The sequence below is a fragment of the Nodosilinea sp. LEGE 06152 genome (assembly GCF_015207525.1).
In the GTDB taxonomy this organism is placed as follows: domain Bacteria; phylum Cyanobacteriota; class Cyanobacteriia; order Phormidesmidales; family Phormidesmidaceae; genus Nodosilinea.
In genome coordinates this window covers 144,867-167,219 of record NZ_JADEWR010000012.1, presented here as the reverse complement: position 1 = coordinate 167,219, position 22,353 = coordinate 144,867, and the positions used below count along the sequence as shown (strand labels likewise).

General features: G+C 58.4%; 23 protein-coding genes and 1 tRNA gene. 6 read left to right on the top strand and 18 right to left on the bottom strand.

The genetic code is table 11. The annotated features are described in order from the left end of the window. Nucleotides 1-53: 53 nt before the first annotated feature. On the bottom strand, nt 54-1,229 hold the full coding sequence (locus tag IQ265_RS17560) for a site-specific integrase (RefSeq protein ID WP_194055934.1): 1,176 nt from the start codon (nt 1,227-1,229) through the stop codon (nt 54-56). Nucleotides 1,230-1,305: 76 nt separating this feature from the next. On the opposite strand from IQ265_RS17560, the gene hemH reads away from it, so the two are divergent. Continuing rightward, complete coding sequence (hemH, locus tag IQ265_RS17555) at nt 1,306-2,469, top strand: ferrochelatase (protein WP_194055932.1); 1,164 nt, start codon at nt 1,306-1,308, stop codon at nt 2,467-2,469. Nucleotides 2,470-2,517: 48 nt separating this feature from the next. Here the strand turns inward: hemH and IQ265_RS17550 are convergent, their stop codons facing one another. From IQ265_RS17550 to IQ265_RS17535, 4 genes are all read right to left on the bottom strand, one after another. Further along, on the bottom strand, nt 2,518-3,081 hold the full coding sequence (locus tag IQ265_RS17550; RefSeq protein WP_194055930.1) for a DUF4126 domain-containing protein: 564 nt from the start codon (nt 3,079-3,081) through the stop codon (nt 2,518-2,520). Between the two features lie 40 nt (nt 3,082-3,121). Then, the gene (gene hrcA / locus IQ265_RS17545; protein WP_194055927.1) at nt 3,122-4,216 is read right to left on the bottom strand and encodes a heat-inducible transcriptional repressor HrcA; all 1,095 of its coding nucleotides are present in this window, start codon (nt 4,214-4,216) and stop codon (nt 3,122-3,124) included. Between the two features lie 80 nt (nt 4,217-4,296). After that, complete coding sequence (locus tag IQ265_RS17540; protein WP_194055925.1) at nt 4,297-4,782, bottom strand: 2Fe-2S iron-sulfur cluster-binding protein; 486 nt, start codon at nt 4,780-4,782, stop codon at nt 4,297-4,299. An 80-nt stretch (nt 4,783-4,862) separates the two neighbouring features. Further along, entirely contained in the window at nt 4,863-5,624 is a 762-nt protein-coding gene (locus tag IQ265_RS17535; protein ID WP_194055923.1) for a hypothetical protein, read from the bottom strand. A 264-nt stretch (nt 5,625-5,888) separates the two neighbouring features. Here IQ265_RS17535 and IQ265_RS17530 point away from each other — a divergent pair, with 264 nt between their 5' ends. Then, nucleotides 5,889-6,911: a LysR family transcriptional regulator gene (locus IQ265_RS17530; protein ID WP_194055921.1), complete on the top strand. Its 1,023-nt coding sequence runs from the start codon at nt 5,889-5,891 to the stop codon at nt 6,909-6,911. Here the strand turns inward: IQ265_RS17530 and IQ265_RS17525 are convergent. The 3 genes from IQ265_RS17525 to IQ265_RS17515 form a co-directional block, all read right to left on the bottom strand. Then, nucleotides 6,908-7,642, bottom strand: a complete 735-nt coding sequence (locus IQ265_RS17525; protein ID WP_194055919.1) for a Crp/Fnr family transcriptional regulator — start codon at nt 7,640-7,642, stop codon at nt 6,908-6,910. The genes IQ265_RS17530 and IQ265_RS17525 overlap by 4 nt on opposite strands. Before the next feature lie 755 nt (nt 7,643-8,397). Next, on the bottom strand, nt 8,398-9,294 hold the full coding sequence (locus IQ265_RS17520; protein WP_194055916.1) for an alpha/beta hydrolase: 897 nt from the start codon (nt 9,292-9,294) through the stop codon (nt 8,398-8,400). Between the two features lie 33 nt (nt 9,295-9,327). Then, nucleotides 9,328-10,044: a hypothetical protein gene (locus tag IQ265_RS17515; protein ID WP_194055914.1), complete on the bottom strand. Its 717-nt coding sequence runs from the start codon at nt 10,042-10,044 to the stop codon at nt 9,328-9,330. A gap of 410 nt (nt 10,045-10,454) precedes the next feature. Between IQ265_RS17515 and IQ265_RS17510 the strand changes: the two genes are divergently transcribed. Beyond that, nucleotides 10,455-10,976: a GNAT family N-acetyltransferase gene (locus IQ265_RS17510; RefSeq protein WP_194055912.1), complete on the top strand. Its 522-nt coding sequence runs from the start codon at nt 10,455-10,457 to the stop codon at nt 10,974-10,976. Nucleotides 10,977-10,985: 9 nt separating this feature from the next. Here IQ265_RS17510 and IQ265_RS17505 read toward each other — a convergent pair whose 3' ends face one another. Further along, nucleotides 10,986-11,399, bottom strand: a complete 414-nt coding sequence (locus IQ265_RS17505; protein ID WP_194055910.1) for a DUF4332 domain-containing protein — start codon at nt 11,397-11,399, stop codon at nt 10,986-10,988. 94 nt (nt 11,400-11,493) lie between these two features. Here IQ265_RS17505 and IQ265_RS17500 point away from each other — a divergent pair. After that, nucleotides 11,494-11,567, top strand: a tRNA-Pro gene (locus tag IQ265_RS17500). A gap of 106 nt (nt 11,568-11,673) precedes the next feature. Continuing rightward, complete coding sequence (locus IQ265_RS17495; protein WP_194055908.1) at nt 11,674-12,465, top strand: Tic22 family protein; 792 nt, start codon at nt 11,674-11,676, stop codon at nt 12,463-12,465. A gap of 127 nt (nt 12,466-12,592) precedes the next feature. On the opposite strand, the gene IQ265_RS17490 is transcribed toward IQ265_RS17495, so the two are convergent. The 3 genes from IQ265_RS17490 to IQ265_RS17480 all read right to left on the bottom strand — a co-directional run bounded on the left by IQ265_RS17490 (nt 12,593) and on the right by IQ265_RS17480 (nt 15,887). Further along, a complete protein-coding gene (locus tag IQ265_RS17490) occupies nt 12,593-14,797 on the bottom strand; it encodes a phosphoketolase (RefSeq protein WP_194055906.1) in 2,205 nt (734 codons plus the stop codon). A 211-nt stretch (nt 14,798-15,008) separates the two neighbouring features. Beyond that, complete coding sequence (locus IQ265_RS17485) at nt 15,009-15,461, bottom strand: hypothetical protein (RefSeq protein WP_194055904.1); 453 nt, start codon at nt 15,459-15,461, stop codon at nt 15,009-15,011. Between the two features lie 21 nt (nt 15,462-15,482). Continuing rightward, nucleotides 15,483-15,887, bottom strand: coding sequence for an NIL domain-containing protein (locus IQ265_RS17480; RefSeq protein WP_106920562.1), 405 nt, complete (start codon nt 15,885-15,887; stop codon nt 15,483-15,485). Between the two features lie 140 nt (nt 15,888-16,027). Between IQ265_RS17480 and IQ265_RS17475 the strand changes: the two genes are divergently transcribed. Further along, entirely contained in the window at nt 16,028-16,609 is a 582-nt protein-coding gene (locus IQ265_RS17475; RefSeq protein ID WP_194055902.1) for a thioredoxin family protein, read from the top strand. A 26-nt stretch (nt 16,610-16,635) separates the two neighbouring features. Here IQ265_RS17475 and IQ265_RS17470 read toward each other — a convergent pair whose 3' ends face one another. The 6 genes from IQ265_RS17470 to IQ265_RS17445 all read right to left on the bottom strand — a co-directional run bounded on the left by IQ265_RS17470 (nt 16,636) and on the right by IQ265_RS17445 (nt 22,256). After that, the gene (locus IQ265_RS17470) at nt 16,636-17,022 is read right to left on the bottom strand and encodes a nuclear transport factor 2 family protein (RefSeq protein WP_194055900.1); all 387 of its coding nucleotides are present in this window, start codon (nt 17,020-17,022) and stop codon (nt 16,636-16,638) included. Nucleotides 17,023-17,033: 11 nt separating this feature from the next. Then, a complete protein-coding gene (gene ald / locus IQ265_RS17465) occupies nt 17,034-18,146 on the bottom strand; it encodes an alanine dehydrogenase (protein ID WP_194055898.1) in 1,113 nt (370 codons plus the stop codon). Between the two features lie 130 nt (nt 18,147-18,276). Beyond that, nucleotides 18,277-19,536, bottom strand: a complete 1,260-nt coding sequence (locus tag IQ265_RS17460) for a hybrid sensor histidine kinase/response regulator (protein WP_194055896.1) — start codon at nt 19,534-19,536, stop codon at nt 18,277-18,279. Between the two features lie 193 nt (nt 19,537-19,729). Continuing rightward, a complete protein-coding gene (locus IQ265_RS17455) occupies nt 19,730-20,977 on the bottom strand; it encodes an adenylate/guanylate cyclase domain-containing protein (protein WP_194055894.1) in 1,248 nt (415 codons plus the stop codon). 190 nt (nt 20,978-21,167) lie between these two features. Then, complete coding sequence (locus tag IQ265_RS17450) at nt 21,168-21,641, bottom strand: biphenyl 2,3-dioxygenase (protein WP_194055892.1); 474 nt, start codon at nt 21,639-21,641, stop codon at nt 21,168-21,170. 30 nt (nt 21,642-21,671) lie between these two features. Beyond that, complete coding sequence (locus tag IQ265_RS17445) at nt 21,672-22,256, bottom strand: peptidoglycan-binding domain-containing protein (RefSeq protein WP_194055890.1); 585 nt, start codon at nt 22,254-22,256, stop codon at nt 21,672-21,674. Nucleotides 22,257-22,353: the final 97 nt, after the last annotated feature.

Sequence of the window (22,353 nt, the reverse complement as noted above, 5' to 3'; positions counted from 1 at the left end):
GTTAAGATTCAATCTTCTCCACCCAAAGCGGCTTGCATTTGTAGCCAGAAATGCTAGGTGGGGGCCTGCCAGGGGTGATTCTGTAGAGCTGTCTGCACCGCCTGGCGTTGGTCACGGTGGGTAATCCAGCGGTGGTAGGTGCGGTTGTGAATCGCCACCGAGTGGCCCATCATGCGGGCCGCGACTGTATCGGGCAGACCAAAATGAATAGTGCGTACTGCCCAGGCGTGGCGCAGGTCGTAGGGCGAAAAAGGCACCCCGTAGCGCTTAAACTGAATCGCCACCTGCTGGCCCACCCGCTGGAGCGTTGTGGTGGTCAGGTCGGTATTGATGGGCGGCAGCTGGCCCTGGCGCAGCCCAAAGCGATCGACCCATTCGGGGTAAAAGGGCCAGACATCGTGGAGGCCCGTTTTGGTGGTTTCGAGCACGGTAATACGGCCCTCAAGGTCGCCCCGGTGCAGTGCCTGGTAGTCGCAGAAAAACACTTCGTGGTTGCGCAGGCCGTAGGTGGCCATTACGCCATACACGTAGCGCCAGGCCGGGTTAGGAATGCGATCGCACCACTCAACAATCACCTCGTCGGAGGGCAGCAGCCGTCGCTGGGCCTTGCTGCTGCCGTACTGGCCGCCCAGCTTATCAATATCCTCAGGCAGCGCCACCCCTTGAAAGTCGGCAAAGGCTTTTAAGGCCGTACAGGCGACTTGGCGGCTGCGCGAGTGGGGCGGTAGTGCTTCGAGAGTAGCAACGATCGCGGCGTCTAAGGCCTGTCGAGGCTGCTGCTCGACCTGGACCAGTAGTTTTTTGAGGTAGGGGGCATAGGCCTTTTCCCAGGTGGTTTTGCGCGAGGCCAGGGCGGCAGCACCGGGGCCGGCCTGGGCCAGCACATCGGCCTCAAACTGGGCCACCCGCTCGACCAGGGGCACACCTTCGGGCTGGAGGGCCTCGGCCTGAGACAGGTAATCAGCCCAGCTAAACCGCCGTTCGATCAGCTGGGCGGCAATAACTTTGGCCTCGCGTTCAATCTGCTTCAGCCCGGCAGCGGTGGCGGGCAGCTTGAGGGGAATGCGCTGCTGGTGGGGGCGGGTCTTGGTGCTGTCGGGGCGGGGCGGTAGGGTGCCCCTCAGGCTGAGGCGATCGCCCCGGCACTCCACCTGCAGCCCCAGACGAGCCGCCTTGAAACGGGTATTTAGCGCTGCGATCGCGCGATCGAGAGAGGCAGAGACAGCCATCGGGGTCGGAAACCGTTCATCCAGCTTGTAGAATATTGTCAGATATGAGTACCTACTTTAGAACCACAACAGTGCTATGGGTCGTGTCGGGGTCTTATTGCTAAATCTAGGGGGGCCAGAACAACTCGACGATGTTCGTCCCTTTTTGTTTAACCTATTTTCCGATCCAGAAATTATTCGCCTACCCTTCCCGTGGTTACAGCGCCCCCTGGCCTGGTTAATTTCTAGCTCGCGCGCCAAGCAGTCTCAAGAAAATTATCAGCAGATTGGGGGTGGCTCCCCCCTGCGCCGCATTACTGAAGAACAGGCCGAAGCTCTCAAACAGGTGCTCGCCGAAAAGGGTACCGAGGCCAATATCTACATCGGTATGCGCTACTGGTACCCCTTCACCGAAGAGGCCGTTGCCCAGATCAAGCGCGACGGCATCGAACAGCTGGTGGTGCTGCCCCTCTATCCTCAGTTTTCGATTAGCACCAGTGGCTCCAGCTTCCGCCTGCTAGAGCGGCTCTGGCTTGAAGATCCGGCCCTGCAGCGCATTGTCTACACCGCCGTACCCTCCTGGTACGATCGCCCCGGCTACACCGCCGCCATGGCCGACCTAATCACTCAGGAATTGAACCAACTCGAAAACCCCGACCAAGCCCACATTTTCTTTAGCGCCCACGGCGTCCCCGTGAGCTACGTCGAAGAGGTAGGCGACCCTTACCAGCGCGAAATTGAGCACTGCACCGAGCTGATCATGCAGGCGCTCGATCGCCCTAACCCCCACACTCTGGCCTATCAAAGCAGGGTTGGGCCAGTGGAATGGCTACAGCCCTACACCGAAGATGCGATCGAGCAGCTAGCCCAGCAGGGCGTTAAAGACCTGGTCGTAGTGCCGATCAGCTTTGTCTCTGAGCACATTGAGACCCTACAAGAAATTGACATGGAGTACCGGGAGATTGCTCACGAAGCCGGGATTCCAGGCTTCCACCGGGTACCGGCCCTCAACACCCACCCCCGCTTTATTACCGATATGGCCGATATGGTCACCGAAGCCCTGGCCGCTCCCCGTCAGCTCTTCTCTGATGTGGTGCACCCTGATAAAAAGATCAAGATCTATCCTCAGGATCGATCAGCCTGGGGCCTAACCCCCGTCGCCGAAGTGTGGAACGGTCGTCTGGCCATGGTAGGCTTCCTCGCCCTGCTGCTAGAGCTAGTCAGCGGTCATGGCCCCCTGCATTTCGTGGGCATTCTCTAGGCTTTGCATCTCAGCCCGTTATACCTCAGGCCGTTATGTCTAACAGACTTACGGCTTCGGCTTTGAGCGTCGCGGCCAGTGCTGCCACAAGTATGACGTCCGAATCACGAGCCACAGCAGCAGCAGCGCAATGATGCCGCCCTGGTTAGGAGCATCAAAAGCCAGCACCGCCAGCGCAATACAAAGCCCATCGACTATAAAGAAAAGCCACAGCGGCGGGCGGCGGGGGCGATAAAACCAGCCCACCTGCAACAGCTGAATGACCAGGGCCAGCAGAGCGCTAATCAAGCCGATCAGCGGGTTAATCCAGCCGTCTAGGCCAAAGGTGCGGGCGACAGCCAGACCGGCCAGAGCACCCACCCCAGGACTCAGAAACAGCTCCAGAATCTGAAAAAATCGCTGACTATAGCGATCCTTCGACAGCATTAGCTCAGCCATAGACCAGGTAGCCAGCACCCCCAGCACCAGGGCCGGAGGCAGGCGCGACAGCAGCGGCACGTTGGACCAGAGCTGCGGGCCAGACATCAACCCAATCAGCAGCAGGGGCAGCGCCAGTCGTAGCCCCGTTGCCGCTGCGATCGATAAGATTGCCAGCAGTTCAGTGATAATCACGGCATTCCCTACCCAACTGGAGCCATATTGGGGATACCCCTTAGGCGCTGAGGGCAGCCGATAGGTAATCGGCTGCCGCCTTGACCACGGCAACAGCGTTTTCGTAGACCATGCGGGTTGGCCCCAAGACCCCTACACTGCCCACAGAGGCGTCGCAGCGGGTGTAATTCGACACCACTAGCGCACAGCCCTGCATCGGCTCTAGCGGATTTTCAGCCCCAATCCAAACCTTCACATCCACACCGTTCAGCCTTTGGCTGGCCACCGGTGGGGTATCAAAAAATAGGGGCCACAGCTGCGACTGGTCCTCTTCCAGCAGCCGCACAATCGACTGAATCCGCTGGGCGTCGGAAAACTCGGGCTGGCGCAGCACTTCCGACAGGCCGCTAATCACGAGCTGAGGTGTCTCTGGAGCCCGCGATCGCTGCCCCAGATCGCCCAGCGCCTGACAGAGTAGCGCTCCGTAATGCTGGAATTCGGCATCGAGATCGCCCCAGTTTAGAGTCGCTACATCAGCTAGAGGCCGTCCCCGCAGATGGTGAGTCAAAAAATTTGACAAAATCTCTAAATGGCGGCGGCCCAGTTCCTCCGACGCCTGAGCTGAGCCCCCCAGCACCGCCGGTAGCTGCACCACCACCGACTGGGTCGCCAGCGAGTCGAGCAGCACCACCATGAGCACCTGCTCCCCATCTACCGCCACGAGCTGTATGTGGCGAATAATCGCGCTGCTAGACTGGGGCACCGTAATCAGAGCCAAATAGCCGCTGATTTGAGCCAAAATTTGGGTAGCCGATCGCAGCAACGACTCCAGGCTGCGCCCCACCCAGTCCAGCTCCTCCGACAGGGCTGCATCCACCCGCCGCCCCACCCGCGTCGAGGGCGACATCAACCGATCGACGTAAAGCCGATAGCCAAAATCTGAAGGCACCCGCCCCGCCGACGTGTGAGGCTGGTAAAGGAGGCCATATTTTTCCAGCAGGCCCATGGTGTTGCGCACCGTCGCTGGGCTCACCTTCAGGTCGTACTCCTGGGCTAAGGCCCGCGACCCTACCGGCTCTGCTGTGGCAATGTAGTGACGAATCGTTGCCTGTAGCACCTGCTCGTGGCGAGCACTCAGGGGAAGGGCAGAGTCCATAGGGGGTTGGTATAAAACTCAACTACGGCATTGCCCTACCATAACAGATGTTCTAGGGGGTTCGGCCATCTACTCATGGCCTATAGATCTTTGCTCTGGCTAAAGAACTCACCCACTTTAAAGCTAGCCGTTTTCTCGAGCTGACTAATCACCGATCGCGTAATCAGCTTGCCCTGCTCAACCAGCACCTCGCCTGTAATTGGGTGCAGCAGGTCTTGCTCAGCCCGGCGACCAATCAGTGCCTCAATGTCTTGCAGCGAGTTAACGTACATACCCGGCGGCAGTTCTACCACCACCCCATTGGAGACCACCCGAGCCTGGCAGGCCAGCCGCGAGTTGGGCTTGCAGGAGGTAATCACTTCCAACGTCCGCTGCTCGCGACGATTGATTGGGGTCAACGCCTCCATACCCGACTGCACATAGATGTGACAGGTAGCGCACATGCCCCGACCACCGCACTCTTTCAAAACATCTAGATCTTTGTTAAGCAAGACCGACAGCAGGTTGCCGTTAGTCTCAACCGACGTTTCTTGGGCAATGGGCTCTAAGCGAACGGTTTTAGCCATGGGGTAGAACGGGGGTAAGGGAATAGACAAAACGCCTGGAGCAGACTGCGGTGGAACGATCTTGGAACCACTGATTCACCCTAGGTCTGGCAGTCCTGGGGAGACGGAACGAGCAAAAGGGCCTGTTCTTGGGGAGTCAGCCGACTGCTCGCCAGGGCCTGGAAGTTGCGGATGGTTCTGCCACCGCGCCCCATAAAGGCCGCAACCCAGTCTTTAACCCACTGGCGCTGTTCCGCTGTCAGCGGTATTTGGCTCTCTGTTACAGCAGTGGCAGCGGTAAAGTGACCATCGCGCTGAACGTCAAACTGCTCTAGCCAAGGATGAGCCGGGCGAGACTGCTTCCAGGTGTTGATGACGATGGTTTTGCCCAAGTACTGGGTAGCACCATCGCTGAGGTGATTGAGGGCCGCTATCACCTCCTGATAGCCTGGAGCTAGGGTACCCTGTTTGGAGGCTGCTGCCTCAGGCTGAGCCCCTCCAGCGGGGGACGCGGCGGGGGCAGCACTGCCACTGCCCAGGGTAACGCAGCCGGCCAGCAGCCGAAAGGTAGGCACGGCGTTGTGGGGAGCTTCGATCAGGGTGGCCTTGAGCTGACCAATAGCGGTGCGGTAGTCGGTAAGGGGCATTTGGTCGGTGACCAGCACCAGCAGAATCAGCCCCTGATCAAGCTTGTAGATATGGGTGAGCTGATTGGCAAACCGAAACGAAAAAGTATCGAAATTGGCGGGAGTCGTGTCGACCACCTGCTGAATACCCTGGGCGAGAGCATCTTGCTGGTGGGAGTTGAGGCTGATGTCTGGCCCAAAAAAGAAGGGGCGATTACGCCCATCAATGAGCGCCATCCCAGAGATGCCGGGTAAGTTTAGGACATTCTGGATCACCTGACGTTTCATAAATCCTTTGGGTCTCGCTCTAATTTTTGTTGTCGAATGTCCTGAACCAAGTAATCTAGGGATGGCAGACTTAATTCGACACTAGGCTTGAGGCCATGAGTCTATCTAGGGTTGTTACGGCGACATCAGTTGCGATGACAGCCAGGGGCTGGCCTGCATTACTATCATGGTTTGTTGGCATCCCAGGATTATCGTACGTTAGGGTTAATGCCCATGTCTGACCTTCCTTTTACCCTCGACCAACTGCGCATTCTCAAGGCCATTGCAGCGGAGGGCAGTTTCAAACGAGCGGCAGACAGTTTGTATGTCTCTCAGCCAGCGGTTAGCCTGCAGGTGCAAAACCTGGAGCGCCAGCTGGATGTACCGCTGTTTGACCGGGGCGGGCGACGGGCGCAGCTCACCGAAGCGGGGCATTTGCTGCTGAGCTACGGCGATCGCATTCTCAGCTTGTGCCAGGAGACCTGCCGGGCCATCGAAGACCTCCAAAACCTGCAGGGTGGCACCCTAATTATTGGCGCTAGTCAGACCACGGGCACCTACCTTCTGCCCCGCATGATTGGCCTATTTCGGCAAAAGTACGCTGACGTAGCGGTGCAGCTACATGTACACTCCACTCGGCGCACGGCCTGGAGCGTAGCCAATGGTCAGGTTGACCTGGCCATTATTGGTGGTGAGCTTCCTCCCGAACTACAGGACTCTTTAGAGAGAGTGCCCTACGCCGAGGATGAACTCGCACTGATTATGCCAATGTTTCATCCGCTGGCCAGCCAGGCCGTGATTCAGCGCGAAGACCTCTACAAGCTTCATTTCATTGCCTTAGACTCACAGTCGACCATTCGCAAAGTGATTGACCAGGTGCTCACCCGCTGCGGTATCGAAACCCGTCGCCTCAAAATTGAGATGGAGCTGAACTCCATTGAGGCGATCAAAACGGCGGTGCAGTCGGGGCTGGGGGTAGCCTTTGTGTCTAACTCTGCGATCGAAAAAGAGCTGCAGATGGGTGTACTGCACCGGGCTAAAATTGATTCGGTGGTGGTCAACCGCACCCTCTCGGTCATTTTTAACCCCAACCGCTACCGCTCTAAAGCCGCCGCCGCCTTCACCGCCGAAATTTTGCCGCAGTTTACCAACCTGCCCCTTAACTTTAAACCCATTGGCGCTGACAAGAATGGGGCCGAAAAGAACGGGGCAAAGTCTACTTCTCTGCCTCCAGAGCCGTTATACCCCAACCCCTAGCCCAAAGCCTCACGGGCCACGCTTTGATCGCTGGGAATGGCGATCAGCCCATCTTTGTAGATATGAATGAGTTTGCGCTGGCGGAGTTTGCCCATCAGGCGCGTTACGGTGACCCGAGTAGACCCGATGGCGCTGCCAATCTGAGCGTGGGTGAGCGACCAGGGCAGGTAGTAGCCCGACTCGCAAGGCTCGCCAAATTCTTCAATTAATAGGGTTAAAAACCCCAGCAGGCGATCGATGGTGCGGCGCTGGCCTAGGGTGCTGAGCCACAGCAACTTGCGCTGGTGCTGGTAGCGAAAGGCATCGAGCACCTCGCGCCGAAAGTGAGGCCAGTTGTCGAGATCACTCCAGTAGAGCCAGAGCACCGTAGTTTGATCGACGTGGGCAAAGCTTTGCAGCAGGAAGGGCGACTGAGCCACAATCTCGAAGGGCTGCCCTGCCCCTACAAATCCCAAAAAGGCTTCTTCGCTCAACCCCAGAGCCAGGGAAGTAGCCCCCTCCTCATCGGCAGCATCGTCGAGATCGGGACTGGCCAAATCGGGAGCGGCCCCCTGGGCAGTACCGACCAGGCGCACAGCACCGCGTTCTACCAGGTATAACAGCCCAGACCGAGTGGGAATCCGCTCGTCCTTATTAAAGGTTCTGGCGCGGTAGTGGGCATGGGCCCAGTCGGTTATGCGTTGCCAGGTCAAGAACGGTCGGGCATGATCGGGGCGTTGGGATGATTGCATAGCAATAGCTGGGTTAGACGGTACAGACCATGACCATGGGGTAAACGCTAGGGGGAAGGCGCGATCGCACAGAATCGCAGCATCATAAACCAAATCAGCCGTGCAGACCAGGTAGACATACCCCTCGTCCAGTCAAAGACGAACCTGCAGCCGTAATCGACTCATCCTTGAGGCTGGAGGTTCAGCCTCAAATTAGACACCCCCAGCGACTCAAGAAAACCTGCTTACTAGGTCTTCAGACTTTTGTCATCGTGAAGGCTACGTAAACCATCCAATACTAATACAGAGATCCCGTATTTTCTCGGAGCGCTTCTAAGGAGCCAAAGACATTTTTGGATCCTTAAACCTAATAATAATTGGCTTCGATAATTGCCAAAGCGGATGCGAAGGCCTTAGCCACGCGCTATGTTCAGACCAGTGTAGCCCTAGCCCCAATCGGAACCCGTCTCTCATAAGAAATACTGTTCATTCAAAGTGGTTTTTAGGGGTGACATTTCCTTCCCCTGATCATATAATTCAATTGTGTGAGGAGCGAACCAGAAGAGATGCCGAGACGAAACACGGCCAGTCGTCGGCATCTCTTTTGTTTTGTGGTTAAGTTTTAGAGTATTCCTAGGTGTTAGTGGCTCGCTCCAGGTAGGCTCAATCGCAGCCCAACGGTCCTCTTGCTCCACAGCATTACAGGCTGAGCTACCCCTTCAGCTCAGGCATTGCAAGCTTGGAAAACGCGATCGGGTTCCGGCTGGGGTTAGAGCTTAGGCCAGGGACAGTACCGAAGCGGCGTGCAGCAGATCTTGCAGCACCTTGGCCACGACCTGAGGCTGTTCTACCATCGCCAGGTGGCCACAATCCTCGATTTCAATCACTGGGCTGTGTCCCGGCCTGACCGGCAGATAGCCTGCCAGGTGCTGCACGTAGCGCAAATTCATCACCTGGTCTTGACGACCAGCCACAAAATACACTGGCGACTGCAGAGCCGCGACAAGCCTGGGTAGTAGGTGAACCTCGGCCTCGGTGGTTGACTCTAGCAGGGTACCCAGAGCCGCAGCGGCATCAGCCTGCAGCATATCAAGGCAGCGATCGCGGCCCCAGCCGTAGTCCAAAGGCCGATGCACCATCATCCGGGTCAGCAGCAGCGGCAGCAGCGTGTAGCGCAACCAGGAACGCCGCCAGCCGACAATGTACTGCCCCGCCTGGCGAAACTGCTGAAACTCGCGCTCCAGGTAAATACCGCCGCCAGCATTGAGGCAGACCACCCCCTGCACCTGCTGCGGATAGCAGTAGGCCATCCAGAGGGCAATGCTGCCCCCCAGCGAATGGCCCACCAGCCACACCGGCCCAAGATTGAGCTGCTCCAGCAGCGCTGCCAAATCGCGAGCATAGGCCCCCAGCCCGTAGGGCGATGTCGAAGCTCCCAAAGCGGCGGCCTCGGCGGGTACCCCAGGCCTGTACTGGTCGAGCCCGTAGCGTGACTCGCCAAACCCGCGCAGGTCGTAGGCCAAACAGGTGTGGGCAGGCGCTAGCCGATCAATGACGGGTTGCCAGTATCGATGGCTCAGCAACCAGCCATGAATGAAGACCAGGGGTGGGGCTTCCCTGGCCGCAGTGAGTTGATAATAGTGGGGTACGCCAAAGACTGTGGTGGTAGCCATGGGCCTCTTAGGCCGGTCTTTAACCATCGTACCCTAGCTCATAAGGCGGTAGCGCATGCCCTCAGCAATTTTCTGGCCTAAGTAGTCAGGAATTAGACTCTCGTTGGGGCCAAGCAGATACAGAATCAGGCGGGTACGCCCCCGCCACACCAGCAGGTTGGCGTTAACCACCAGCAAGTCTTCCTGCCAAATGGCGTACATAACCTTGTAAAAAAGGCCCGGTTGGTTATCGGCCTCAATCAGCAGGGCTGGCAAATGGAAGACCGGATCTACGTAAAACTCGGTTTCTACCCGCTCCAGGCCCGCATCCAGGTTAAATTCTACAGTTAGCATCTCTTCGACTTCAAAATGCCCCGCCAGGGTTTCCTGAATTGCCCGACAGACATTTTCAGTCGTTTTAGGAGTTAGCGCCTGCCCCCCCCGCGACACCACCAGCTTGATAAACACCAGCATGGGCGGGTAAATTTGGCCGTAGAGACTGAGGTTGTGAATCGTCAGGCCGTAGGCGGCCAGCACGCCAAAGATATCGCTGAGCAAAAATGACTGGTTGCGGTACACAAAGTGCAGCGCACTCTTGCTGCCCTCAGGCTTGATATCGAGAACAGCCTTGCGCTGCTTGTAGAGCTGATAGGCCAAACGCAGATTTTGCAGCTGAATCTCACTGCTGACAAACTGCTCGTAAAATTGCGGAAAGGCGCGGTTGAAGCGCTTTAATAGCTCAACCGTAGAGGGGTTTAAGCCAGCGGCCATGGTCGGAAGGACGGAACTCCATGGAGGTAACGTTAGCATCTGCCGCATCAGGAAACCCTAGCCAAGCAATAACATACCCCCGTCCTAACGCTTTTAGCAGCCGTTGTCGACAGAGAAAACGCTCGGTTGCTGGCAGTCCTGGCTTTGCCCTCAGGGGTTTCTAGGGCCTACCCCTACCCCATCAGCCCTTGGGGCGATCGCGCCTTAGCGTGAGCAGAGGTACACTTTCCCAGGCCAGTCAGCATAAATCTCGATCTTGCCAGAGGCATCGGGTTTTTATGGAGATATACTATGAGAAACGGTGTTCAGCCCTAAGTTTAGCCTTAGCTATAGCTATTGTGCGGCGTTGTTTAGAGGCTTAAGCTGGTGCCAACGAACGCTGTCCCATTTCACTATCAGAAAGGGCCTGCATGGGTTTTTGGAAAAGTCTTTTTGTCGGATCTGACGACACTTCGTCTGGGGAGACAAGGTCGGCGAGCACCGTCTTAGAGGCCCTACCTGAGCAAGGGGAAGGGTCAACTATTGTATTTAGCACCGATCGCGACCTCGACCTTTACGAGCTTGAAGAGCTGTGCAATGCCGTAGGCTGGGCCCGGCGTCCTATCCGCAAGGTCAAAAAAGCGATCCAGCACAGCTATCTCGTCGTTACCATGTGGGAGCAGCGGGGCTCACGCCGTCGTCTGGTAGGCTTTTCCCGCGCCACCTCCGACCACGCCTTCAACGCCACCATTTGGGATGTCGTAGTGCACCCTGATTTTCAGGGGCGCGGCCTGGGCAAAGAGCTCATGCGCCAGCTAATCAAAAAATTGCGCAGCGAAGACATCAGCAATGTAACGCTGTTTGCCGACCCTCAGGTCGTCGAGTTTTACAAAGGGCTCGGCTTTATGCCCGATCCCGAAGGGATCAAAGGCATGTTTTGGTATCCAGACTAGCCCCAGCACTCAGGCCTCTCTCACAATAGCCTTAGCCTGCTGAATCCACAGGTTGACCTGGTCAGCACTAGGGCAAAGGTCGTTGCGCTGCAGGGTAGCCACATGCAGTCGCCGCAGCCGTGTGTAGAGGCCCTGAGCTGTACATTCTGCTAGCTGCGCCACAGACATAATACCGGCATGCAGCAGCAGCCCATTGAACTGGCAGCCCACCCCTGGCACCTGGGCTAAATCGGCTAAAATCACCCATTTCGTGACGTAGCGCAGCGGCACCTGCATTTTTTGAGCCAGGTTTTGGCGACGCGCCGCAGAGGCTCCGTAGCGACGGAGTTGGTCGGTGCTGGTCAGGCCCAGCTGTGCCATGTTATGGGCCTGAGTAGGACTCAGGCCGGGCAGTTGATCTAAGCGGTAAGCGGAAATAGCCATAGGCCCATCGTAACAAACAGGGTAAAGACAAGGAGAAGGGCAGCCGACAGTGACGGTTGGGCAAAAAAGCAGGCTATACTGGTGGCGTGAACTACGGGATGTAGCGCAGCTTGGTAGCGCGCCTGCTTTGGGAGCAGGATGTCGCAGGTTCAAATCCTGTCATCCCGATTTTAAATGTAAGGGCTTTGGCTGGGCGGTTAACACGACTGGCACAGAGCGCTATGCAAACAGCCTTTAGTCTGTAGTATCTATAGTCAGTAATTCAGCAGTAATATTGACGGTCATTCGCCCGACCCCCGTTATCGTTAACTACGACAAAATTCCTATGCAGCAGCTATTTTCCTCTCTTTTGCGGCCTCTCCCCCTAATTACCGCCCTGGTTAGCGGCAGCCTACTAGGGGGTGGCCTGGTGATGCCCCTGCCCGCCGTTGCCCTAGGTGAGGAGGCCATTGTCGATAAGCTAGAGCAGGTGCCGGTCTTTATCATTTTGAACTCTGACGGCCAACCCCTGACGGCCGCCGCTGAGGTCAATGACCAAGAAGTGAAAGTGCCCGTGGTGTTTATCGACGGGGCAGCCGCGGAGGAATTTTTAGCCCGCGCTCAGGAAGAAGACCCCAGTGCCGAAGTGGCTTTGGTTGACCTGGGCACGCTCTACCAGGAAACCGTACTCAGCGATGAGGCAGAGGTTCCCCTGCTGTATCTGCCCATCGGTGGTGAGCTAGAGACGGCAACCCAGCTTCAATCTGACTTTCAGGGGGTGCCACTCTTTATCGCCCGCCAGGGTGCCGATGGTCCCTATCTCACCATCAATCAAGATGGTGAAGCCTCGCTGCCCATGTTCTTTTCCCGCAACGATTTGCAGACCCTGCTCGATCGCTATGAAGAGACCAATGCTGAGGCCGCCGACAATGTCGTAATTCAGGTGCTCTCCCTGGAGTGGCTGCTGGCCACCATGACCAGCAACAGCGACCCCGCCCTCGATGCCCAGCTAGAGCAGGTGCGGCTGTTTCCTTCCACAGAGGTTTTGAACTACATTCGCGCTCAGGAAGCTGAAGCAACTCCTTAGGGCCAGGTTTTACCCGAAGTTTTTTGTCAGCGGTCAGACATTGCTTTGGGGCATTACTTCAGATACATCAATCAGAAAGCGGGGAGGTGTACACCTCCCCGCTTTCTGATTGGCTTAGGACAGCGGCTTAGGACAGCAGCACCTTAGCCCTGGCGACAAAATTGGCGGCCGTTAGCCCGTTGAGTGCCATAATTTGCCCGGCACTGGCGGTGGTTTCGCCCCGCTTCCAGGCAAAGGTGTCGCGGGGGGTGGTGCTGCGCAACATGATGGGTTCTAGCACGGCACTAGAACCACCCGTTACCCCAATTAGCGCGTCACCACCAAACAGGCGCGCAAACCCGGCATCGGACAGAAATGCATCGTCGGGCTCGGCACAGAAATCCCAGGCGACATCGGTAGGGCGGTAGAGCTGACGAGGGTTAACAACCGACACAATGCGGCTGCCGATGCCGCTGGCGGCGAGCTGCTCAGCGGCTTCAAACACCGGCAGCAGGGTCATATCACCGACGACAGCAAACACCACGGTTTTGTCACCGGGCCAGGTGGCAAGCTCAATGGCCCCCTCCGCCAGAGCCTGACGAGTTTGCTCAAACGTGGTGCGTACCGGCAGGGGCGACTTGCTGGCGGTAATGGTAACCCCTTTGTTGCGGGTGCCCAGCGCCCAGTCGTAGCAGACCTGAATGCTGTTAGCGTCGGTGGGAAACAGGGGATACACATTGCCGTTGCGCATCATGCCGGCAAAGTAGTTTTCGATTTCGGGGCGTTGGTGGGTCCAGCCGTTGCGGCCTTGCTCGAGGGCACCAGCGGTAAACAGGGTGATGGTCGATGGGGTGGAGCGGCGCAGTTCGGCCATCGCCTGAGTGACGGTTTGCCAAATGGGTAGACCGTTGACGGCAAACGATTCGTAGGAGCACCACAGGGTGCGGCCACCGAAGAGAGCCTGGGCAGCCGCTAAACCAGCGCAGGCGTCTTCGCTGAGGGGCTCGTAGACTTGACCGTGGGGCTGCTGAAAGTAGGTGTCGTCAGCGGTGGGGTGAATAATTTTGAGCGCCTGGTTGATGTTGTTGATGCCAGAGGCGGCATTGCCGTCAGCGTTGGTCACCACAAACTGGGCGTCTTTTTGGCCCACGTAGCCCACCAGAGCGCCCATAGCGGTGGTGGCGACCTGCTTATCGCCCCCAACCGGAAACTCGTTGAGGGGCAGGGTGCCTAGGTCGGCTAGGGGTAAGACTGATTCTGTAACCGCTGTTTTGGCTCCAGGACCACCCGCAGAGCGCTCGTAGTTAGTGCGCACCAGGTGCCAGGCGTCGGGGTGCAGGGCGCGGCTGGTCAGGGCACTGATAATGTAGTCGCGCTGCAGCGAGTCGCCAGGGTAGAGGTTGTGGGACTGGGCCCCCCGCTTGTGAACCCCCGCGCCCTTGAGCTGCTTCACGATGAGCACGGTGAGGGTGCCGCCCAGGGCCAGCTTGGCGGCTTTGTCGGTGGCCTCTAGCACCGCCTGGGTGAAGGCAAACCGCTGGGGAAACGAAAAGGCGGTGCTATCGACGTAGTCGCCGGGCTGGTGGTTGTCGTCGTAGTCTTTGGCATCGACCAGCACAATCTCCTGGAAGCCGTTGCCGCGCCAGTAGTCGATCATGGCCTGGTTTGATTTGGTCGACACCATGCTGTGGTGCTCCTGGGAGAAGCCATTCCAAACCAGGATGGGCAGGAAGTTGGTGACGTTGGGGTAGGCGGTGTTGAAGTGGCCAAAGCTGCTCATGATGTAGGGTTCGCCCAGGCCGCCATCGCCAATGGTGACGGGAAACAGCACGCCGGGGTGCAGCTTGGCCCCGGCCATGGCGAAGTGCTGGCCCTGCCCCAGGGGACCAGCGGGGGCCAGCAGGCCAGGGATTTGCCCCGACAGGTGGCCCAGCAGGCCGTGGGTCTCGCGAAAGCGATCGCACAGCTGCTGCACGGTCTCAATGCCCATAGCTTCGAGGGAGCGGTCTAGGAACACGTTGCTGTAGAAGCCGGGGGCGTGGTGACCGACTTCGGTGACGATGTTTTTGTGGCCCAGCATAACGAGCGAGGCGATCGCATCGGCAATACTGGCAAACCCGCCGGGGTGGCCCGACTCTTTGCTGGCGGTCACCTGCAGGGTGAGATAGCGCAGGGCATCGGCGGCCAGCAGGGTTTGGTAGACAGCGGCGGGGTCGCTGGGGGAGGTAATGGCGGTCTGCTCTGGCGCGATCGCCGCCGCTTGACCATAGGCGGCAAACTCGGGGGGCAAGTCCCCAAAGTGTTGAATGCCCTCACAAAAGGCCGGAATCGATTGCGTACTGGCAGCCGTCATGCGTAAACCCCTTAACTAGCGTAAATAAAACGGTCTTAGCCCTAAATCAGTCTGTGCACCAAGCCCTGGCTTAGCTCTCTTGCTTTAGCGCTGTATACAAAGACAAGACCTGTTAACCATCCTACACAGGGACGGGGGCAGGGCAACGGAGCACATCATTGCGATTCTAGAGGGCGGCAATAGGACTGGACCAATTTCAGCGGGTTTGGCTCTAGTTGCCCACCCACAACAGCTGGGGCAGCCAGCTCAGGGCCAGCCCTAGCAGAGCCAGCCCCGCCAGCAGGAAAAAAGCAGCGGTGTCTTTGACACCCAAAATGAGGTTGTCGACTCGGGCCAGCAGCGATACGGCCACCATCATGGAAAAATAGGCAAAGAGCTGGAACTGCGTCACCGCCACCACCGCCAGGGAGGCCACACTCAGGGCCATGACGAAGTAGCCCATATCTGACTGAAACCCCAGCAGAATGACGCGGCGAATCAGCGGCCAAAACAGGGTAATTGCCCCCGCGCCACAGATTGCCAGTACCACGCTGACGAGCCAGGCCGTTGGGCCAGCGTTTCGATCGTGTAAAAAACCGCCGTAGGTGACGTGGGCCAAGACCATCAGCGCCCAGGAGAGCCAGTGAACCCTGATCAGCGTGCGAAGTGAGCGGTCTTGGTGCATAGCGATCGCGCCTCAGCCGCGCTACAGATTGGTGGAAATAGCCTGCACGGGGCAGGTGGGCACGCACTGCTCGCAGACAATACAGCGCGATCGCGAGAACGTGAGTCGGTAGGTTTCACTATCGAGGGTGAGGGCCCTGGTTGGACACACCCCCGTACACAAACCGCAGTGCACGCAGAGGTCTTCGTCGACCACAATTTCACCGCTGGCCCCAGACACCTCAATGCCCTGCACCTCGAGCCAGTCAACGGCGTCGTTGAGCTGATCGATATCGCCCGACAGCTCGACTACCAGGGTGCCCACCTGGTTGGGGGCCACCTGGGCCCGAATGATATTGGCGGCGATGTTGAAGTCTTTGGCCAGTCGGTAAGTAATCGGCATGTGCACCGATCGCTTGGGGAAGATCAGCTTGACTCTTTTTTTCATAGCCGACTCAACACCGCGATTCTTCTACACTAAAACCAGTGGGCTATTCCTATCCTAACCGGAGAGTTTGGTTACCCATGCCGTTTTGAAGCCCAATTTGAGCCCCGAATTCCAGTTTAGAAACATTCAATTCTCGTCCTATGTCAGACAACCTGCCCGTAACGTCAGATGTTGCTCCCAGCCGTGCCCGCAACTTGGTGGTGGCTGTGGCGGCCGTGGTGCTGGCCGCTGCTATGTTTTTGGGCATTCGCACCCAGTCGGCGGTGCCTTCACTCAGCGAGCTAGCGGCCAGCGCCGTGCCCTTTGAGGAGGCCCAGACCAACGGCAAACCGACGCTGCTAGAGTTCTACGCCAACTGGTGCACCAGCTGCCAGGCGATGGCCGCAGACATGGCCGAACTGCGCGAAAGCTACGGCGATCGCGTCAATTTTGTCATGCTCAACATCGACAACAACAAGTGGCTGCCCGAAATGCTGACCTATCGGGTCGAGGGCATTCCCCACTTCGTCTACTCGGGGGCTGACGGCAGTCCGATCGCGGTGGCTATCGGTGAGCAGCCCCGACAAATTCTCAGCGAAAATCTCGACGCCCTGATTGCCCAGGCCCCGCTGCCCCACCAGCAAAACTTTGGCCGTCTATCGGCGATCGAGGGCGATGCTGTCTCTAGGCAGAGTGCAGTCAATGATGATCCTCGCGCCCACGGCAGCGCGGTAGTGAACTGAGCCTACGTGCGGCCTCAGACTCCAAATTAGGTCATCGAGTCCCAAATGGTCTTGGTATCAGCGAACATGCGAAAGCGGCAGACTTTGCCATCGCGCAGATCGTAGATATGGGCTGCCGCTGCATTTAGGGGTTTTCCGGAAACAGTGTTTTTCCCGGTATATCTGCCCACCACGATGATAAAATCGCCAGCCTCCAAAAATTCTTCGATCTGGTAGGCAAAGCCTGCCCAGCTGTTGCTGTTGGCTTTGAAGACGCCCTCAATGACCTCAGCGGCACCTCGGTACGTTGCTCCTCCTGGGAAGCCCTCGTTTTGAATCCACTCCAGATCCGGCGTGGTGATGCTGAGAAAGGCGTCGTAGTCGCGATCGCGAAAGGCCCTATAGAGTTCTCGAATCACATCAACGGTGTTCATACAGGTGATCTCTAAAGGGCAGCCATCTCAGCAGACCGGGCCGCTAGATCCGGGAAGACATCGCGCACAGCCGGGTGAATGAGTTTCCCCGCCGATACGTTGAGCCCACCGCCCAAACCGCTGTCGGTAGCCAGAGCATCCATCCCCTGGCGCGCCAGCTTGAGCACGTAGGGCAGCGTGGCGTTGTTAAGCGCCTGGGTAGCCGTCCAGGGCACGGCACCGGGCATGTTGGGCACCCCAAAGTGTACAACCCCCTGCTCAAGGTAGGTGGGCTGGCTGTGGGAGGTGGGGCGCAGGGTTTCGATACAGCCACCCTGATCCACAGCAACGTCAATGATTACGGAGCCGGGGCGCATGGCCGCCACCAGCTCTTTAGAAACTAGGGTGGGGGCTTTGCGGCCGGGTACCAGCACCGCCCCAATCAGCAGATCGGCTTGGGGAACGCTGGCGGCAATTTGGGCAGAACTGCTGTAGAGCAGCTCCACGCGGGAGCCAAACAGCGTTTCGAGATAGGCCAGTCGCTCGACGTTAAGGTCGATAATCTGCACCCTGGCCCCCAATCCGACGGCCATTTTGGCGGCTTCGGTGCCCACCACGCCGCCGCCTAAAATCACCACGGTACCGGGGGCAACGCCGGGAATACCGCCGAGCAGCACGCCCCGCCCGCCCTGCTGACGCTCCAGGTAGCGAGCCCCAAACTGTACCGAGAGGCGACCGGCAATAATGCTCATGGGCGTGAGCAGGGGCAGTCTGCCGTCGGGGGCAACCACGGTTTCGTAGGCGATCGCCTCGATACCGCTCTGCATCAGCGCCTCGGTCAGCGATCGCTCTGCCGCCAGGTGCAGGTAGGTAAACAAGATTAGATGGGGGCGAAAGAACCCGTACTCTGAGGGCTGAGGCTCTTTGACCTTAACCACCATCTCCTGTGCCCAAGCGGCATCGGCATCGGCGACTAGCTTGGCCCCCGCCTGCTGATAGTCGTCATCGCTAAAGCCAGACCCAGCCCCGGCCCCCGCCTGCACCACCACCTGATGCCCCTGCTGAGCCAGGCTCTGCACCGCCGCCGGGGTCAAGCCAACGCGAAACTCCTGATCTTTGATTTCCTTGGGCAGCCCAATGCGCATAGTGTTGCTCTGCAATGACGGGGTCTTCCCCATCCTACTAAACCTGGACTGAGCGCGTAGTGGGCCTACCTTCTAGGCCTGACCCTGTACCTGCCATCTCGAGGCTGCTCCCTGGAGTTACCCCCAGGGCTCAATTCTCCGCCTGCTTTGGCAGATACAGGGTAAAGCAGCTGCCGTGGTCAACCTCAGAAGCGAGGGTAATGGTGCCGCCGTGGAGCCGAGCAATTCGCTGCGACAGGTGCAGGCCCAGGCCGTGACCCGAGCGGGCCTGGTTGCCCTGGCGAAACCACTCAAACACCGCCTGCTGCTCGGCCTCAGGCACGCCAATGCCGGTATCGGTGACGCTGACCCACACCCAGGCCGCACCAACAGAATCAGACAGGTCTACCCCAGCGGGGGGGGTTGACGTGGTGCCAATGGTGGTGGTCACGCCGCCGGAGTCGGTAAATTTAATCGCGTTGCCAATCAGGTTGGTAATCACTCGGCGCAGTTCTAAGTGGTCGCCCAACACCACAAAGGCGTCGTTTTCTAGCGTCGCAGTCCCTACGGCACTGTCTAAGGATGTCGCCCCAGATGTCACCCCAGAGGCAGCACCGGGCGATCGCAGATCGCTGTCGTGGGCGATGGACGGCACAGCATCGATCCGGTCGGAGCGACAGAGCAGGCAGGTCAGCCCTTTTTCGGCCGCCATTGGGGCCAGCTCCATGACCACCGTTTCGGTGAGCTTAAATAGGTCAACCGGCGACAGCGTTAGCGCTTTGTGCCCTGCCTCGTGGCGGTACACCTCCAGCAGTGTGTTCACCATGCTGAGCAGGTGGCGGTTGCTGTCAACCACGGTGGCGATCGCATGCTTGCCGTCCTCGGGCATGGGGCCAAAGGCGTCGCCCTCGCACAGCTTTAGCATGCGGTTGGCGGCAACCAGCGGCGTGCGCAGATCGTGGGTGAGGCGAGCCACAAAGTCGTCGCGCTGGCGAATCATGGTGGCCTGGGCATCTATGCTGCGCTTGAGGCGAAGCAGCGATCGCACCCGCGCCCGCAGCTCATTAACATCCACCGGCTTGCGGATAAAATCGTCGGCTCCGGCGTCTAGCCCCTGCACCAGGCTCGACTGGTCGTGGGCCGTAATCAGCAAAATAGGAATGTAGGGCAGGCTAGAATTGTCGCGAATGCGCTGGGTGACCGCGTAGCCGTCGAGCCCCGGCATCATGACATCGAGCAAAATCACGTCGGGTGGCGTCTGTCTCACTACCTCTAGAGCCGCCTGACCACTCTCTACACAGGTGATGTGATACTCAGGGTCATCCAAAATAGACTCGATCAGAAACAAGTTGTCTGAAGAGTCGTCTACAGCCAGAATGGCATAGGGTTCATGGGAAGGATCCGGAGGCATTATTTGATCAAACTATCGGTGCGGTGCTCTGTCGCTATAGTACCGAGAACTCCGAATACCGAGACCTAGTGGTACAGAGGGAGTAAAAGGTTTAAGAAAGCAATAACCTAACCTTAGAAATGCCACAGCAGCCGACCACTAACCTCTATCTGAAGGAATAGCTTTAGCCCTACAACATAGCACACTTGTACCATTATATCGTAAATAGCTCTAGGGCCTGGGCTCGACCGCGGAGGGCATGCCGCCCCACCGACTGCAACGGAAACGAGCCCGCCTGCTGCTGAGTCGTTTCGCTCACCAATAGAGCATGGCCCAGGGTTTTAGTTAGCGCCTCCAACCGGGCCGCCACGTTGACCGTATCGCCAATTACCGTAAACTCCAGCCGCCCGACAGTCCCCAAACAGCCAGCCACTACCGGGCCAGAATGGACCCCTACCCCCATCGCCAGCGGTGAGATTTGCTTCACCTCCCGCACCATAGCCGTGGCGGCGGTGAGAGCGCTGCGGGCATGGTTCTCCAATGGATCGGGGGCACCAAACACCGCCAGCATGCCGTCACCCATAAACTTGTCGACCCAGCCACCGTGGCGTTCGACGATGGTAGCCAGCACCCCCTGGTAGCGATTGAGAAAATCGAGCGCCGCCTGGGGTTCTAGGGCTTCAGCGAAGTGGGTAAACTCGCGCAGGTCGGTTACCACTACCGTCACACTGCATTTCTGGGGCTGCTGTAGCAAATCTAGGGGTGACTCAAAGGCGGCCTCTACCACAGCTTTGGGCAAAAACTGGGCCATTAACACCCGCCCCGACTCATTTTTGACGTGACGGCGCACGATGACCGCTATCCGCATGCCCAAAAAGCCAGTGCCAAAAACAGTAATACCGGCAAACAGCGCCAGCGCCAGATTGAGCCGGAACAGCACCGCCGCATAGCCAAAGTTAACCAGGGCCAATAGCGAGGTGAGCAAGGCGGCGCGACGGCTCAGCCGCAGCCCCCCCGATACGGCTACCAGACTACAAAAGGCCACCACGTTGGTCACAATCAGCGGCTGGGTCGCCCCCATTACCCGCCAAATGTTGGTAATAAATGCCCACAGCAGCAGGTTGTCAAAAACAGGAATAATCACCTGCCAGCGCTGCAGGGCTTCCATGGAGAGGCCCTGGCGCAGAATGACCACCAGCCCCAGGGCAAAGAGGTTGGCACAGACGCTGATGATGACCACTGTGGGGGGCACGTAGTCTTTGCCCAGCAGCACCTGGGGAAACAAAAACACCGCCACATCCAGCAGCAGCGAAATAAACAGCACCCCGGCCCGCACATAAGCCAGCAGTAGCTCGTTGCGGTGCGCCTCCTTGGATACCACCTGGTTGAGCGCCGCTTGAAGGGTGACGCGGCGGGCGGAAGCATTGATCAAAGGAGCGCCAGAGGGGCTTTGAAAGGTCATCTCCAGGCAGGGGTGAGGGGCCACACAGTAGCGATGCGATATCCCTGATTATTGGCGGCGGGGGTTGTCAACCACCGCCCAAGGCCTGCCTTTATTAAAACACGACCCCCAGGGCTGCACCGCTGCCCAACCCAGATCTGAAGTCCACCCCGAAACGCTGCCTGGAGTTGAGCGGTCGGGTCGAGCGTTGTTAAGAGCCGGAGGCGACAATTTCGAGCTGACCCACCATACCGGCGGCGGCGTGGCCTGCGATCGCGCAGTGCAGCTCATATAGACCGGGGCGCTGGGGTACAAACACCCACTCGGCGATCGCCCCCGGCTTCAGCTCTAGCTCGTGGATTGCGCCTTTGACCTCTACCCCAGCGGCCTGCACCTTCTGCGTCCAGATGCCGTCGGCAAAGTCTTTAGCGGTAAAGTAGTGCTTCTCAGAGCTGGGGTTGTCGAGCACCAGTTTGTAGCGCTGGCCGACGACAAACTGCATTTGGTCGGGCTCAAAGCGCAGCTCGCCGTCAGCGGTACCCAGGTGAATGGTGAGGGAGGCGGCTGGGGCGGTGGCAGCGATCGCCCCGTCGCCCAGGGTGAGAGTCAAGACCGTGACCACAGCCAACACTAGCCCCATCAGGGTCTGCCGCAGGCTGCCTGGCTCCACCGCTAACTGATTCATACTGCTCCTGTTGCTGCCAACCGCCCTGGCCTAGAGGTAGCCCAGCGGCAAATCGTCGGGGTATACCGCCTTGAGGGATTCTGTTGTGAAAGATTCCATCTTGAGGGATTCTATCGCGTGCTGGGTTCTGGGTCCCAGAATGCCGTCGATGGCCCCACTGTAAACGCCTACCCGCTTCAGGTAAGCCTGAAGCGCCTTCGTTCGGTGCTGTAAATCGTGCCAGAGCGTATCGACCCAGGTTTGACCAATAATTCGCCGCAGCTTGCCCTGCTGCTGCTTAAACAAGTCCTCAGGTAGCAGCTGGAGTTGCTCGCCCACCCAGCCGTCGGCCTCGTCGAGCCAAAAGCTGAGCAGGGGGTCGTCTACCGCCTGGGCCAAAATTTGGCCCAAACGGGTTTCATCGTCGGTGGAGAGGGTAGGCTGCAGCGCCAGGGTGCAGTAGTCGATTAGGGTAGAACGGTGCTGTCGCAACGCCTGTCCCAGCCCGTCGCAGGGAAACTCTTCCTCGGCCTGCAGCAAAGCCGCCAGCGGAGAACCCGGTGGACCGGAATCTGCCACCGTGAGCGGATCGTCTAGGGGTGTCTTTGAGAGTGCCGTTGCGCGTTCTGTGTTCATTACTCCTCGCGTGCCTTTGTAGGGAAAGCAGGTCGTCACTCGAACCCGTGTCTCTTGAATCAAACCAGTCATCTAACCAGTTCAAAGCACAGACCAA

Excerpts from the sequence above, each read along its gene's own strand:
- IQ265_RS17475 (WP_194055902.1), top strand. The coding sequence starts at position 16,028 with ATGTCAGACAACCTGCCCGTAACGTCAGATGTTGCTCCCAGCCGTGCC.
- IQ265_RS17560 (WP_194055934.1), bottom strand. The coding sequence starts at position 1,229 with ATGGCTGTCTCTGCCTCTCTCGATCGCGCGATCGCAGCGCTAAATACC.
- ald (WP_194055898.1), bottom strand. The coding sequence starts at position 18,146 with ATGCGCATTGGGCTGCCCAAGGAAATCAAAGATCAGGAGTTTCGCGTT.
- IQ265_RS17445 (WP_194055890.1), bottom strand. The coding sequence starts at position 22,256 with ATGAACACAGAACGCGCAACGGCACTCTCAAAGACACCCCTAGACGAT.
- IQ265_RS17510 (WP_194055912.1), top strand. The coding sequence starts at position 10,455 with ATGGGTTTTTGGAAAAGTCTTTTTGTCGGATCTGACGACACTTCGTCT.
- IQ265_RS17480 (WP_106920562.1), bottom strand. The coding sequence starts at position 15,887 with ATGAAAAAAAGAGTCAAGCTGATCTTCCCCAAGCGATCGGTGCACATG.
- IQ265_RS17470 (WP_194055900.1), bottom strand. The coding sequence starts at position 17,022 with ATGAACACCGTTGATGTGATTCGAGAACTCTATAGGGCCTTTCGCGAT.
- IQ265_RS17460 (WP_194055896.1), bottom strand. The coding sequence starts at position 19,536 with ATGCCTCCGGATCCTTCCCATGAACCCTATGCCATTCTGGCTGTAGAC.
- IQ265_RS17525 (WP_194055919.1), bottom strand. The coding sequence starts at position 7,642 with ATGCAATCATCCCAACGCCCCGATCATGCCCGACCGTTCTTGACCTGG.
- IQ265_RS17450 (WP_194055892.1), bottom strand. The coding sequence starts at position 21,641 with ATGAATCAGTTAGCGGTGGAGCCAGGCAGCCTGCGGCAGACCCTGATG.
- IQ265_RS17455 (WP_194055894.1), bottom strand. The coding sequence starts at position 20,977 with ATGACCTTTCAAAGCCCCTCTGGCGCTCCTTTGATCAATGCTTCCGCC.
- IQ265_RS17540 (WP_194055925.1), bottom strand. The coding sequence starts at position 4,782 with ATGGCTAAAACCGTTCGCTTAGAGCCCATTGCCCAAGAAACGTCGGTT.
- IQ265_RS17535 (WP_194055923.1), bottom strand. The coding sequence starts at position 5,624 with ATGGCGCTCATTGATGGGCGTAATCGCCCCTTCTTTTTTGGGCCAGAC.
- IQ265_RS17515 (WP_194055914.1), bottom strand. The coding sequence starts at position 10,044 with ATGGCCGCTGGCTTAAACCCCTCTACGGTTGAGCTATTAAAGCGCTTC.
- IQ265_RS17490 (WP_194055906.1), bottom strand. The coding sequence starts at position 14,797 with ATGACGGCTGCCAGTACGCAATCGATTCCGGCCTTTTGTGAGGGCATT.
- IQ265_RS17530 (WP_194055921.1), top strand. The coding sequence starts at position 5,889 with ATGTCTGACCTTCCTTTTACCCTCGACCAACTGCGCATTCTCAAGGCC.
- hrcA (WP_194055927.1), bottom strand. The coding sequence starts at position 4,216 with ATGGACTCTGCCCTTCCCCTGAGTGCTCGCCACGAGCAGGTGCTACAG.
- IQ265_RS17485 (WP_194055904.1), bottom strand. The coding sequence starts at position 15,461 with ATGCACCAAGACCGCTCACTTCGCACGCTGATCAGGGTTCACTGGCTC.
- IQ265_RS17505 (WP_194055910.1), bottom strand. The coding sequence starts at position 11,399 with ATGGCTATTTCCGCTTACCGCTTAGATCAACTGCCCGGCCTGAGTCCT.
- hemH (WP_194055932.1), top strand. The coding sequence starts at position 1,306 with ATGGGTCGTGTCGGGGTCTTATTGCTAAATCTAGGGGGGCCAGAACAA.
- IQ265_RS17520 (WP_194055916.1), bottom strand. The coding sequence starts at position 9,294 with ATGGCTACCACCACAGTCTTTGGCGTACCCCACTATTATCAACTCACT.